This is a genomic window from Paenibacillus sp. OT2-17, from assembly GCF_009827695.1.
Taxonomy (GTDB): Bacteria; Bacillota; Bacilli; order Paenibacillales; family Paenibacillaceae; genus Paenibacillus; species Paenibacillus polymyxa_B.
Map to the genome: position 1 here is coordinate 1 of NZ_WUDQ01000074.1, position 14,426 is coordinate 14,426.

Annotated in this window: 12 protein-coding genes, 1 pseudogene and 1 riboswitch; all 13 genes and pseudogenes read right to left on the minus strand. The window is 48.3% G+C overall.

Annotation, left to right across the window (positions count from 1 at the left end):
• Nucleotides 1-1,623, minus strand: a 1,623-nt coding sequence (locus GRP75_RS11825) for a DUF5724 domain-containing protein (protein ID WP_483311089.1), incomplete at its 3' end; no start/stop codon positions are given.
• 15 nt (nucleotides 1,624-1,638) lie between these two features.
• Nucleotides 1,639-2,058 (minus strand): hypothetical protein, encoded by a 420-nt coding sequence (locus tag GRP75_RS11830; protein ID WP_160789395.1) that lies wholly within the window; start codon nucleotides 2,056-2,058, stop codon nucleotides 1,639-1,641.
• A 467-nt stretch (nucleotides 2,059-2,525) separates the two neighbouring features.
• The gene (locus GRP75_RS11835; RefSeq protein WP_160789396.1) at nucleotides 2,526-3,383 is read right to left on the minus strand and encodes a MetQ/NlpA family ABC transporter substrate-binding protein; all 858 of its coding nucleotides are present in this window, start codon (nucleotides 3,381-3,383) and stop codon (nucleotides 2,526-2,528) included.
• A gap of 271 nt (nucleotides 3,384-3,654) precedes the next feature.
• Nucleotides 3,655-4,326 carry a methionine ABC transporter permease gene (locus GRP75_RS11840; RefSeq protein ID WP_013308947.1) on the minus strand — a complete coding sequence of 224 codons (672 nt, stop codon included), beginning with the start codon at nucleotides 4,324-4,326 and terminating at the stop codon, nucleotides 3,655-3,657.
• The gene (locus tag GRP75_RS11845) at nucleotides 4,319-5,044 is read right to left on the minus strand and encodes a methionine ABC transporter ATP-binding protein (protein WP_160789397.1); all 726 of its coding nucleotides are present in this window, start codon (nucleotides 5,042-5,044) and stop codon (nucleotides 4,319-4,321) included. The genes GRP75_RS11840 and GRP75_RS11845 overlap by 8 nt, the downstream gene beginning before the upstream one ends.
• Before the next feature lie 139 nt (nucleotides 5,045-5,183).
• A complete protein-coding gene (locus tag GRP75_RS11850; RefSeq protein WP_028542050.1) occupies nucleotides 5,184-5,975 on the minus strand; it encodes an energy-coupling factor transporter transmembrane component T family protein in 792 nt (263 codons plus the stop codon).
• Nucleotides 5,950-7,401, minus strand: coding sequence for an ABC transporter ATP-binding protein (locus GRP75_RS11855; RefSeq protein ID WP_160789398.1), 1,452 nt, complete (start codon nucleotides 7,399-7,401; stop codon nucleotides 5,950-5,952). Before GRP75_RS11855 ends, GRP75_RS11850 begins: the two co-directional genes overlap by 26 nt.
• Complete coding sequence (locus tag GRP75_RS11860; protein ID WP_023987157.1) at nucleotides 7,401-7,997, minus strand: ECF transporter S component; 597 nt, start codon at nucleotides 7,995-7,997, stop codon at nucleotides 7,401-7,403. Before GRP75_RS11860 ends, GRP75_RS11855 begins: the two co-directional genes overlap by 1 nt.
• A 249-nt stretch (nucleotides 7,998-8,246) precedes the next feature.
• Nucleotides 8,247-8,356, minus strand: a riboswitch (TPP riboswitch).
• 44 nt (nucleotides 8,357-8,400) lie between these two features.
• The gene (locus tag GRP75_RS11865; RefSeq protein ID WP_076265211.1) at nucleotides 8,401-9,198 is read right to left on the minus strand and encodes a TatD family hydrolase; all 798 of its coding nucleotides are present in this window, start codon (nucleotides 9,196-9,198) and stop codon (nucleotides 8,401-8,403) included.
• Nucleotides 9,199-9,218: 20 nt separating this feature from the next.
• A complete protein-coding gene (locus GRP75_RS11870) occupies nucleotides 9,219-11,828 on the minus strand; it encodes a polynucleotide kinase-phosphatase (protein WP_160789399.1) in 2,610 nt (869 codons plus the stop codon).
• Entirely contained in the window at nucleotides 11,825-13,294 is a 1,470-nt protein-coding gene (locus tag GRP75_RS11875; RefSeq protein WP_160789400.1) for a 3' terminal RNA ribose 2'-O-methyltransferase Hen1, read from the minus strand. Before GRP75_RS11875 ends, GRP75_RS11870 begins: the two co-directional genes overlap by 4 nt.
• Nucleotides 13,295-13,315: 21 nt before the next feature.
• Nucleotides 13,316-14,134, minus strand: coding sequence for a nucleotidyltransferase domain-containing protein (locus GRP75_RS11880; RefSeq protein ID WP_160789401.1), 819 nt, complete (start codon nucleotides 14,132-14,134; stop codon nucleotides 13,316-13,318).
• 19 nt (nucleotides 14,135-14,153) lie between these two features.
• Nucleotides 14,154-14,426, minus strand: a pseudogene (locus GRP75_RS11885) (limonene hydroxylase); the annotation flags it as partial.

Here is a 14,426-nt window from a genome sequence, read left to right on the forward strand (position 1 = left end):
CAACGATCCCGTCTTGAGCTTTAATAAGGCTTCCATTTGTTGCATTTCTGGTTCCGACAGCGTCAGCTTACGCGCCTTGGCCACAGCGAACTCACGGATACTCATACTTTTGTCAGACAAACTGGAAAAAATAAAATCACGCTGTACCGTATCCTCAGGGTTTTGCACAAAATGGTTCAACAGTTCGCCACGCAGATTAGGGCTAATCTGTTCCTTTAAGGCTATGATTTCCCCAATCCAGGAAGCGTCCATATCATAACCAGCGAGATACAGCATTTTTTGAATAGGTGCATCTGAGCGGTGATACAGATTAACAAAATCCAGCACCTTGGAAGGCTCGGTGGACTCACCCTTTTTCATATGTACAAACAGGTTATGAAGTCGTTCAAAATCTTTACGCCGCTCCTCTTTGCTCTCCAGCAAAGGAGTGCGCACCACTTTAACAATCCGATCCGCGACCGTCCCGCCTTCTATCCATTCATAAAAATAATTGCTTGTATAGTTCGTCAATATCCAATATTGAAGCTCCGGGTCCGTTTCATCCAAATATTCTCTCGCGATTCCGAGGCGCACATCCTTGTTTTCACTGTTAGACAGTACATAAAGCGCTACGATCTTCTGGTAAGGTGCTCCCTGCTCCATGAGTTTCTGAACCTGTCCATACAAATCACGTTCCTCATGTACTGCGGTAGCCCACAAACTCATATATACTTCATTAGCATTTGAGCTGGTCAGCCATTCTTGGCGCAGTTCACTACGAGTCAATGCTTCATATGCCTGCTCGATCAGTTGACGAACGACCCGCTGGTTGGCGGACTCCAGCCCCATGCCTGTCCATACTGCAAGCGCCCGCACTACCGAGCTGTAACGAATGAAGCCTTGGTCGATGATCACCTTTAACAGATATATTAGAGCCTCCGGGGTTCCTTCATCCATTTGTTCCACGATACTTTGGCGCAATCCCTCCTGGAGCTTGGCGGCTGCCAAGAGCTCGCCGATCATGCGATAATTCTCCTCCTGATGACTCAGGAGCATGCCTTTAATCATATTGCGCGTAAGTAACGCAGCCTGATTATCCCCATAAATAATAGCTTTTAACGCCTCAAGCACCTGCGAATTACCGTTATCCAGCTCATAAGCAATCCAGTCACCAATCGTTTCCTGAATCCGGTAATCCCTGCCTGGTTCATAATCCTTTTTTGTTAAATAATCCATTACAGAGAACCCGATACAGTCCATTCGGATCAACTGCACCATTCTTTTATAAATCCGGGAAGTATGGGCCGTAATATCCGAAGTGCGAAACGGTTTTCGCGCATACCCTGTGCTGTATGGATATTCAGTCACATGCTCTGTTAGATGGGCGAATACATCGCCCGCTGTTTGTCCAATTAGAGCACGTAATACCTCTGTCAGTGGCTTAAACAGCGGTTCTCCGCTTTCTGTCGCCCGTTCTTTTAATATTCGCTGACATTCGTTAAATGGCTCCTCGTTCTCCTGTATGTAATGAAGCTTACCCAGTTCCACAACATACTGAGCCAACTCCTGTTGTTGTCCATCCAGTTGCGCCGCGCGCTCCTTCAGTGTGGTGAAATATTCTTGCTCATTGTTCTCTTGATGCATATTTCGTTTCCCCCTCTACCATAGGCCTCCAGCCAGCATTGTGAAGCGTATAAATACAATCTCATTCCCATCCTTCAGTGACAAAGGAGCATCCAGTTCAATAATTTCCTCGTCACATACAAAAACTCTGTATAAACCATCTTCAAAAGCCTGCATCGCCGTGTTCACAGCATCCTTAATATCCGGGACACCGTCATTATATATGGAACCGAATCCTACTTTGCCTATCTCGCCTTGTGCCTGAACTTCCTCTCCCGTGAGGAACGGAATCAGCGCGACACTCTCCTGCTTTTCCCGTAGCTTTTGAACATTCAGAGCAACGGTTGCAGTAATCAAATCTCGCAATGTTTCTGGAGCAGGACTCAGTTCTAATTCCTGTCGTGCGAGTGCGGGCTTGCGCTTTCCCAAACTTTTTACAGTTACAAACAGCTTCATGTCGTTCCCCTTCCTTTTTATTCACGCTTTTGGCCCGTTGTCAGCTGAATTTTTTGACCCGTTTAAAAACACCGTTAACGAAATCGAAAACGAATGTTTGTTCGTATATTTATTTTAATATGTTCCTTATCATTACTCCATCGCCCTTTATGACCAAAATTTGCAGCGGTGTAACACCCTAAAATCTTAAAAAATAAGACTTTATACCCTGTTTTCGATCATTCCTTTCCATATTAAGGATGAAAAAAAGACCTGCACAAGGGAGACCATCTGCTCTTCACAGACTTCCTTCCATTATACAGGTCGTATTTCATCATAAAACGATGTTTCAACATACTTATTTCAGGATTTTGCAAAATTCGATTCCAGTCGCTCCAACGTGCAAGATATAAACGAACTAAACCATTTCGATCTATATCCTATTCATTGGAAGTCGCTTATTGGATTTTTGCAAAATCCTCATTTATTTAAAATGCTGGAACAACGCTGTCCTTGTAATTATCCTCAAAAAATTTACGTACTTCCGGTCCAGTCATTCGCTTTGCCAGCTTTTGAATAGCATCGGAATCTGCATTATCCTTACGCGCTACCAGATTAATGGCAAAGTGCGTATCGTCTTTTTCGGTAATCAGCGCGTCCTTCTTCGGTGTCAGACCGAGCGGCTTGGCATATGCGGGATACATGGCAGCCATGTCCACATCATCCAGTGACCGCGCCAGCATCAACAAATCCACTTCTTTAAACACGAATTTTTTCTTATTCTCAATAATATCAGCCTGTGTAGCATTATAGCCTACGCCTTCTTTAAGCTTGATCAAACCGTTTTGCTCCATCATTACTAAAGAGCGTCCGGTATTGGCCGGGTCATTGGCAATAGCAATGGTCGCACCTTCGGGCAGGTCTTTAATGTTCTTGTATTTTTTGGAGTACGCGCCATAAATGGCATTGTAAATTGGTTTTACCGCTACCAAATTGGACTTGTTGCTTTCATTATATTGTTGCATAAAAGGAGCATGCTGAAAGAAGTTAGCATCCACTTCATGGCTTGCCAATGCGTTATTCGGTTGGATATTATCTGAAAGCACGACGATTTCCAGATTGACTCCGTCCTGTTTAAGCAGCGGCTTCACGATATCCAGCACATCTGTCATCGGTGGGATTAGCGTTGCTACTTTCAAGGTCACTTCTTTTTGGGAAGTTGCTTCTTTAGACTGTGTTTCTGGAGCAGCCTGCTTTTGACCACCGCATCCGGCAACCAGTAGCATAACGACAGCAAATAGTGTGAGTAGTTTCAAGTTCGTTTTCATGTTGTTTTTCCGACTCATTTGATGAGGAACCTCCAAGTAAATTGTAATTGGGAAGATAAAAAATGAGTTACAGTACAGCCGCTTCACGTGCAGATTGTTCTTCTGATCGCTGTTGAAATGGGATTCTCTCTGATTTGTAACACAATTTATAGGTTAGAATCCCATTTCAAAGGCGAACGCTGGCGCTTCTCCAGACAATTCTGCCCGCTCCGCTTTTGAGGTACTGTAAAGTCATTTTTATTTCCCATAGTGAGTGGTGCAATTGTTAATGAAGAGATTCATTAACCTCTTACCGCTTGTCGATCCGGCGGGATATGGTGCTTCCGGTGAACTGGATCGTTTGTACGAAAATAATCATGACGACGATGGTGAACGCCATCAAGCCTGTTTCAAAACGCTGGTAACCGTAGCGGATGGCAAAATCGCCTACCCCGCCGCCGCCCACAATGCCCATCACCGTGGAGTAGGAGATGAAGCTAATGGTGGACGTGGTCAAACCCAGTACAAGCCCGGAACGAGCTTCCACGTACAGAAATTTAAAAATAAGCTGGAGGGTGGATGCCCCCATAGAAGTAGCGGCTTCAATTACACCCTTGGGCACCTCAAGCAATGATTGCTCCACCAGCCTCGAATAATAGGCGATGGCCACCACTGACAAGGGAACCGTTGCAGCCATCGTGCCCAGCGCCGTCCCTACGACCAGACGTGTAAATGGAATCATAAACACGACGAGCAGCAAAAACGGGAACGAGCGGATGACATTGACCACACTGTTCAATAAGGTGAACAGCAGTCGATTTTCATATTTTTGCCCTTTGCCGCACAAATACAAAATCGTTCCTGCCGGAAGCCCTAACAGTACAGCTGCTGCGATAGAAATCCCCACCATGATAAACGTCTCCCCGATGGCTTTCCATATCTCAGACTGGTATTGCGCAATGATGCTCAGCATTTCATTCATCAGCTTCACCTGCTTCCGCTGTTGAACCTACCGCAGCGTCAACTACACGTTGCGTTGAAAGCAGCTGCCCATCCCGCATTTCTGATACACGGGTACAAATATTGCGTACCACGTCCATATCGTGCGTTACGATTACAATGGTAACTCCCAGTTCCCGGTTGATCTCCCGTAACACGCCCAGAATATCCGCGGTCGTCTGCGGATCAAGCGCCGAGGTCGGCTCATCACACAGCAGCACCGCAGGTCGATTCGCCAGCGCTCTGGCTATCGCCACACGTTGCTTTTGGCCTCCGCTCAGTTGTGCCGGATACTGTTCTGCTTTATCAGCTAAACCGACGAATTGCAGGCATTCGCTCACACGTTCCGCTCTCTCTTTTTTCGCGACACCTGCCAGTTCCAACGGCATTGCCACATTTCCACTGACCGTCCGATTGTGAACAAGATGATAATGCTGAAAAATCATCCCTATCGATCGCCGCGCTTCACGGAGACGTTTTTCCGGCATGCGAGTCAGATCTTCCCCGTTCACAACCACGTTTCCCTCATCCGGCCTTTCCAATACATTCATCAACCGGAGCAACGTAGACTTACCGGCACCGCTGGCACCTATGATACCGTGAATTTCCCCCTCCTCCACTTGAAGGGACACGGATTGAACCGCATGAAATTGGCCGCTTGAGGTGGTATAATACTTGCTTACCTGATGCAGCGTAATCATGAAACCTGGCCTCCTGATGATCCATTTCTCAGGGAAAATGTAATAAGCCCGCCAGCCCAGGCGGGTCTGTACGAGCCGTCAATTCCCATTGCATTAATATACCACAGAGCAGAAAACGGGCAAAGCCTTTTGACAACAATTAACGTACATCCCACACCCCCACGTAAGGAAAGCAGATACCGAGTCCCCAAGCCAGCGTAAGCATGATGACAAAATAGAATATGAACACAATATCTACAGCCGAATAGCCAATCGCATAATAATACGTGCGTTTGGTTTCATTAGTAAAACCCTTGGCTTCCATGGCAATAGCAATTCGCTGTGCACGCCGGATACTTTGAGCGAGCAGCGGAATTGCATACCTGCGAAGCGTGGCATACATATTCCATTTGGACACATGCTGATGTAAACCTCGAATACGATGGGCTTGTCTCAATGCCTGGAATTCCTCCACCATCATGGGCATCAACCGCATGGCTGCCAAAAAGCTATACGCATACTTCGGAGAGAGCCTCCATTGCTGCATCAGTGAATAAAAAAGGTCCACTGGACGAGTCGTTAAACCAAACAGCAACCCTACCGCCGCCATACTCAGCGCACGAAAGCCCAGATGTATACCCCGATAAAAGCTTTCCTGCGTAATATGGATCAGGCCCCATGTCCACCAGGTCGTCACCCCTTTGCCGAACATCATCATGCCCGTTGAGGTTGAAATAAACACCAATATAAAGGGAGATCCATACAGCAGCAGCCGCTTCCATGGATGGCCTGACCAGACAAGCAGCAGCAGCATAGCACACGCAACATTAAACATGACATTCGGATCATGAATGACTATAACGACCACAAACAGTATGGAAAACATAACGAGCTTTAGGCCCGGATTCACACGATGCAGCCATGTTTTATGATGGGGAAAGGACAGGTTCATACTGTAGTTCCCCTTTCTGAATCCGCCATATATCGGTACAATATCGATGGACAATTTCTGGGTCATGCGTGACCATCACAATGGCCGTGCCTGCCGCTCTCAGCTGCTCCAACATATCCAGCATGACAAAGGTATTACGCGCATCCTGCCCAAAAGTCGGTTCATCCAGCAGCAGCACTTCCGGCTCACGGATCATAGCCGTAGCAATACTCAACCGCCTTTTTTGGCCCAATGAAAGCTGATACGGATGACGCTCGTCCAGCCGCTCCAGTCCGAATTGTACGAGCATCCGATCGACCCGTTCCCGGCACTGTTCAACGGTGAACAAGCTCTTGGGTAACGAATACTCTAGTTCCTTTCGTACGGTGTGTGCTACGAATTGCAGCTCGGGATTTTGAAACGCGAACCCGATACGCTCTGCCAATTGTTCCGTACTGCCTGCCTCAATTCCGCGCACGCTATAACGTCCCTGTGTGCGAAGTAAGCGCATCATGGAGAGCAGCAGTGAGCTTTTGCCAGCCCCGTTTTCACCGACCACGCCAATCCAGTCGCCAGGCTTCACCTGCGCATGCTCCACATAAATCACTGAACTTAAACCGCGGAGGCCACTAAAATGTTCCAGCTCCAGCAAATCAATCCCTGTACCATTCTGCTGTGTCACTGATTCACTCCAACGCGGCGAAGACGATTCACTCCATACTCCCGGGTACCACACGCCATACTCGGACAATGCCTGCCGCTGCCCATGAAATACTTCTTCCGCCCTTCCATCCGCAATGATCTCCCCTTGAGCAGAAAGCACCACAATCCGGTCCACATCATGGACAATTTCATTAATTTTATGCTCCACGATCACCAGTGTCTGGTCTACCGAAATGTTTCGAATGGTATCCCACACCTGTGTAGTGCCTTCCTCGTCCAACAAAGCCGTGGGCTCATCCAGAAAAAGCACTTCTGGCTCCATAGCCAGCACAGACGCAATCGCCAGCCGCTGTTTCATTCCCTGTGACATGCTGCCAATGGGCATGTGTATATCATCCGTTGATAGACCAACCTGTATCAGCAGCTCGCGAATACGGGATCGCATCTGCTCACGAGGAACCTGATTATTTTCCAACACAAAAGCCAGTTCCTCGTCTGCATATGACATACAAAACTGCGTATCAGGATCTTGAAATACAATACCTGAGACACTTGGGATTACAGCAGCATCGCATTTCATAGGCACTTCTATCGTGCGTGGAATCAGACCGCTTAACACTTGGAGCAGCGTTGATTTACCGCATCCACTCGGTCCCAGCAACAGCAGCTTTTCCCCCTTGCGGACAGACAAAGACATATTGTGAAAAAACAGCTCCTGCTCACCGGGGAATTTCAACCGAAGACGGGTGATCGAAGCCACCACATCTTCGGTTGCCTGGCTCATCAATCCAGTCCCTTATAATCTTGTTCCGTTGCGGGTCTCAAACTTCGCGTGACTCCGGTTACCTCCAATGCCCTAGCCAGATAGAACGCGAATACCCCGGCAATCACAATGCTGCCAATCATGCGAAAACCGATATACAAAACATAGTTCCAGGTCGAAAGCTGATCAATATACCCGTAGCTGAAGTCTAAAATCAGAGAAGCGACAGCCGCCCCGGCCGCAGCTAGCGAAGCAACCCACAGGTTTGCGTTCCGATACAGAAAAGCCGCAAAAAATAGCTCCGCTCCCAAGCCTTGCAGCAGGCCATAGTACAAGGTGGACATCCCCCATTCGCTTCCCAAAAAAGCACTGACCGTTGCCGCTGCCACCTCTGCCAAAATTGCAACACCCGGCTTGCGAATGATGAGATAAGCAAACGTGCCTGCCATAAACCACATGCCATACATCAGTTGCTCGGCGTGTAGACCGAATGGTTTCATCAAATCATAGGCAGGTCCCCATATTTTGTAGACTAACCCGAACACAACAGCGATCACAATCGTGACCAAAATATCAGTCAGCTTCAACCCTTTGGACGCTCTTACAGCAGTATTCATTATTGCGTGCTCCCCTTATCCTTATAATTGGCCTCTTGGCCATAAAAAAAAGCTTGTCTGGAGCTGAATCTCCAGGCAAGCTTTATGCGCAGTAAAAGGTGAAGCACCATACAAAACATCATTCGTCGATATGCCTTATATAACCAGTAGTCTAAGCTACTACACTGATACCAAGCCAAAGTCAGGGTCAAGGTAAAATGCTAGGACATACATTGTATCTATCGACAACCGCGAAACAAGCGGCATTCCTGTATAGTGTTCTTGGTTTCTCTACGCTGGCATTACCCAGATCAGATTTCACGGTCAGTGGCAAGGGCCACCCTCTCAGCCTGACTTTCTCAAGCTCCCGACAATGCTTTTTTAATTCACTATAATATATACCACATCTATGGCTTTGACAATCCTATAATCCGAAGAAACGTTTGGCTGTCTCCGTCGTGGCGATTTCGATCTCCATCATGCTTCGGCCTGTACATTCGGCTATCGTAGCAGCAATGTGAGCGAGATACATCGACTCATTACGCCCTTCTTTGGGCTTCACGGGCAAATTACGCGGGGTCAAAAATGGAGCATCCGTTTCAATCATCAGACGGTCCAAGGGAATATCTCTGACCAGTTCACGCAGATGTTTGCCACGCCGTTCGTCGCAAATCCAGCCGGTGATCCCGATATACAGTCCCATCTCTACATACGTATGCAATTCTTGTTCCGTGCCTGTAAAACAATGCACCACTGCTTTATCGACAAGCCCTTGATATTCCCGCAGCATAGCAACAAAATCCTCATGTGCATCTCGTTCATGCAGAAATAACGGCATATTCAGCTCACCCGCCAGTTGGATTTGCTCCCCAAACCATCGGCGCTGCACATCACGCGGCGAAAAATCACGGTTGTAGTCCAATCCGCATTCCCCTATGGATACGACCTGCGGCTGACTCGCCAGCTGGCGGAGCTGCTGAATCGTATCTGCGCTGCAGTCTTTGGCATCATGGGGATGCACGCCAGCTGTCGCATACAGCTTGCCCGGATAACGTGCTGCATACTGAGAAGCCTCCCGACTGCTGCGGACACTGGTCCCGGTAATAATCAGGGGTGAAATCCCTACAGCTGCGGCTCTCTCTACCACCTGTTCCCGATCCGCATGAAACGAACGGTGCATCAAGTTCACGCCAATATCAATTAACGGTGTACCCCTTTCCATCTCATTCCCTCCTTCGCAAACTACAATCTCGGATCAATCGGCTCCGATTCCAGAGATAGCGCGGCAAGGACGCATTCATGAATACGATCCACCGTATCCTTGCGGACAAAACGTTCCACGCCTTCCATACCAAGCGCTCCTTCCATCAGGGCATGACGCTCCTTTTTGTTCGTTCGACGCTGCTTCAGACGCTTTAAATTCTCAGGAGCAAGATAATCCATACCGTAAATGATGTGCAAATACTTCCGGCCTCTCACCTTGATTGCAGGCTGAATCATCTTGTCCCGATTTTTCATCAAAAAGCGTTCCGGCTTGATCACAATCCCCTCATGACCATCCTCTGTCATCTCGTTCCACCAGCGAATGACCTCTTCCTCGCTTGCTTCGTCCGTGATAACGCGATACTCTGTCTCCATAAACAGGGAAGACAGCCCAGCCAGCTCCCGGTTTTGCTCCATATGCCAAATATGAGAATGGTCGAAAAAAGTCTTTCCGCTGTGTGCCAGCGTATGGAACGGTGCGATACGAATTTCATCCAGACCGTCCACATCCCAGCAATATTTTTGAAAAGCCTCTTGAAACGTTACGGCATTCGCGTACTTCTGTTCCATTTCCTCCAGCCAGTCTCCAACCTCTCGACCTGCAACCTTCGCCTGCTTCAGCTTGTCTACCAGCTTACTGCGATCCAACAGAGCTGCCTCCCCCACATGCGCATACTGTGCAGCAATCAGTTCCCGAGCCTTGAGATTCCACGGTACAATTTCCGCATCCAGCAATACAAAATCCGTCTGGTTCCGTTCAAAATATCCAGCAGTCCGTAGATCCACATTCAGCTTCTCCATCACTTGCTTCCCAAGGCTTTGTTCAAAGAAAGCTCTCCCACTCCGACTATAGATCGTGCCCAATGTCGGGTAGCCTACATATTGAACAGCGGCCTGTTCGTTTTTGAATAATAGTAGAATAGCCCGGCTACCCATATGTTTTTTCTCGGCCACCATCGTTTGTACTCCTTGCCCGCGATAATAAGCCAGCGCCTCACGTGGATGCTCCAGATATCCTTCCTCTGCAGACACCGCTGGAGCAGGGCTCATCGTCGGTGGAATATACACCAGCTCCTCCATGGGTACAGTCACATGTGACACGGTATCTATAGCGGATTTGATCCATTCTCCTTGTACGCGCACTTCGCCATACGTTTCCGTCAGCACACTGTAACCAGCGATTAGCTTGCGTAAGTTCGGCGGGGAAAACCGTTTTCTCTGCCACCGGACAAGTGGGCTATCGGGATCATTCGCATAATTCTCATGTGCCGAAACGCTGACAAATTCCTTTTCTGGATAACGATAAGCGGTCAGCATACCGCCAAATACCACACCCTGATCAATATTCACCGTCTGGTTCACAAGGGTAGGCTGCGGTCTCGGATCATGTCCCCATACTACTATTTCTCCCGATTCATGGTCTACGAACCAATCCTTGCGGATCGGTTTTCCGTTCGCATCCTGTCCTTCCGTATCTCCATAGCGGCAATAATCAGAAATACGTGTCGACTGTTTGCCAATAAAATGATCCTTAATCCCGGCATGAGCCACAACCACATGTCGCAATCCATTTCTGCCAAAAATAAGATGAGAGGGTGCATGTAGCAGAAAATCCCTCAACTCGCTTCTAAGCTGTTCTACCGCTGCCTTGCCCGCTTTTTGTTCATATTGGACCAGTTCCTCTGCAAATCGTTCATCGCCATGACTGAGAGTCACCTTTCTTCCATCGAGGTAACGGCCGATTTTCCAGCCATGATTGCTGTCAATCATATACGCTAGTCCGGCATCCACGTGCTTTTTCCAGAACTGCACCGCTTGTAACGATTCTGGGCCACGGCTCATCACATCCCCGACAGATACTAGTCTTCTACCATCTGGATGATGGTAGAGTCCTTCCGTATCTTCCGTATATCCTAGCCGCTCTATCACTTCCAGCATCTCACGATAGCACCCATGGATATCACCAATGATGTCAATACCTGAGCCAATCTCATGAAACAGTGGCTGCGCACGGCGGACAAAATTCATTTCTTCTATATCCTTAAGGATATAGCAAGCGTTAAAGCCTTCCTCACGGATACCACGCAGGTTCCGCTTTAACAGCTGTGCCTGCTGCTTGACCCGTTGGCGGCCACGCGGATGCTCCCTGCCTAAATCCCGTTCCAGCAGCACAGCTTCGGGTACATCCAGTACCCAGGCCATAACAGGAACATGCGCTTTGGCTGCCAGCTGTACATATTTTTGACGATCCTCAGCATACAAATGGGTGGCATCCACAACCGTCAGCTTATTCAAGCGACAGCGCATGGCCAGAATCGTATCCATCGCCTCAAACGCCTTGGCTGACATTTGCTGATACTCATAGAACAGTACGTCCGATTCCAGCCTTGGAAGTCCACTCCAGTCTATAAATTCCGTATCTCCGACCAGCTTGCGAAAATGATCCGAGGATACCACTTCTGTCTCCAGTAGAATCCCTTCGCTCACCAGCCTGTCCAATAATGTGGTTTTGCCACTGTTGGAGGCCCCCACCAACACAACCAGTCCAGCATGCGGTAAATGAATCGTACGTTTGGATGAATTGCTCATGCTTCCTTCTGCTCCTTTCTGCACGTAAATATAGCCATTTGGGTCGGTTGTCCAAAGCCTTCGACCTCTTCTCCGATCCCCTTCAGCGCTACCGAATAAGGAGCTTCCGCAATCCACTGCTCACATCGTTCCTGAAACTCGCTTCTACTCCATTCAAAACGGTGATCGCCATGCCGTAGCTCTTGCTGATTTATACGATACACTTCATTATATTCACGATTGGGAGTCGTCACGATCAGCACGCCCGGCTGATACTCCGTCACAATCGTCTTCATCACCCGGTTCAGACGATGCTCGTCCACATGCTCAATGACCTCACATAGGATCATCACATCTTTGCCCCGCAATTGTTCATCATAATAAAAGAGTGAGCCCATCATGGGTGTAGGAATGATCGCGTCGGTATGCCTTTCCAGCTTGGCAAAACGCTCCATGGCTCTCACCTGTGCATACGCAGACGGCTCCACCGCCCAAATTTCTTCAATGCCCGTCATTCGGGCCATCCGAGCCGATAGCTTCCCTTCCCCTGAACCAAAATCTACGATTTTCTGTCTGCGAGGCAGCTTGCGAATCACGTCCATAATGGCTTGATATCGCAGTTCATTCAGCCGTACAGTAGGCTGCTGCTTCCCTTCCTCCTGTGGCTGTTCTGGCTGTTGAACCTGTTCGTGCTTATCCTTTTGAGCTTGGACAGTATCCTTTTCAATGTGTTTTTTTGTACCTGTTGTTTCAGCAGAAGCAGAAGCAGATTGCTCAGATTGCTCAAATTGCTCAATCAGATTGGTAAAACGAAGCGTGCGTCGAATGATCAGCTCGCGTAGTGGATGCTCTGGCAGCCAGCCCTCACCGTAACGTCTCAGCTTGTCGAACTCTTCTTCACTAATATAGTAATGCTTATAATTATCCAGCACCGGAATCAACAGCAATAACTGACGCAGCGCATACTGTACCGTCTGGTGGCCACTTAACGTGACATATCTGACGGTGCTTCGATTTTTCAGCTGAAAAGAATAATCCGCTTCCCCTCGTTCTATGGCCACTTGATAGCCCAGCGGAGCGAATAGCCCCTCCACCACAGAATCCGGTAAATCCGAAGCAACGGGCCCAAACGATAACTCCAGCGCAAAAGGGTGCGTCACCCATCCTGCATAGTCTTCCTTGGGTTTGCCGTTCAGGGCTGTGCCAAGCGAGCCACGAATATAGGTGCAAAATAAGCTGCTAGTTACAAACTCCCGGTCATTAATATATTGTGTAATGTCATAGCTGTCCGGACTGTTTTTGACCAAATCAATCGAATCTGGCGAAGCCTGAATGACGATCTCAGCCTCTTCCTCGGTAAAAACAGTGTACACCATGCGTACACGTGCGCCTTTTTCCGTGCGATCATACGTATTGTAAGGATTCTTAGCAAGCAAATGCGAAATCATCCCTGCATGGGTTCCAGTTGCTTTTAGCGTGATGTGCATACTCCACTTCTCCTTCCCAGCTTATGCTTTCCATACTTCATTCACCGCAGTGCGGAACAAATCATCCAACTGCTGATCCCGTCCACTCTCCACATGCTGAAGCAAGGGCGCCTTTTGTTCAAAATAAGCAATTTGCTGCTGGATAAAATCATTCACCACCGAAAGCCGTGGCTCCATATCCAGTTCCTCGCCCGCTTTTTTACGTTGTAGCAAATGCCCGATCACCTGATAAAGTTCTGTATCGGTCGGAATTAATTCCTCTAGCAAGTCTACGAATTCCATCGGAGGCATGCTGTTGTAACGTTCAATCCAGCCACAGGCCAGCAGTGGGCGCAGTACATAAAAATACTTTTTAATCTTCACCTGTTCTCCTTGCAAATAATCCCGATAGTTCCCCCGCGCCATATTCAGGTAATGGTACACACAGGACTTCGGAGAGAAAGTTAACGGCGATATCGCACGAATCTGGTCAGCCACTGAATACTGCTCCAGATAGGGAATCGGAGATTGCAGCCATTCCAGCAAAGGCGGATTGGACTTGCGAAACAAATGGAGTGCCTTTTTCAAATCCCAGCCGTTCATATCCAGCAAATTGCTGATGGGTCGCTCAATCACATCCCGCTTATCAAAGATAGATAAATACCATTCTACGGGTCTTACATAGATAAATCGTACATCATAGTCACTGTCCTGTGAAGGAAACCCCCATGCCCGACTGCCTGATTCACAAGCGTATACAATGCGCACCTGCTCCGCCTGCTCCAACGCGCGCAGCTCACGCAAAATCGTCTCGCACATGTCCGGTTGAATGAAACCCTGCCCATGCTTCACATCTGTCATGTTGTTCCCTCCCTTATCATTAAAGTATTTCCCGAATCTGTTCTCTAATCGACTCCTCCGTTTCAGCTACCGATAAGCGGCGAAGGCGCTCTGTCGTTTTCTCTCCCCACATCTCAGAAGACCATACCTTGAGTACATGAAGCGCTGCACGGCGATTGGAGGTCACCGGACTCCAAAGCCCAGCAGCAACTAGCTCTTGTCCCATTCCTTCGTGAGAAGACAATAGTTGCAACAGCATACCCAGACATTGATGCGCTTCATACTCCAGTCCATACCCAGGTAGATTAGCAGG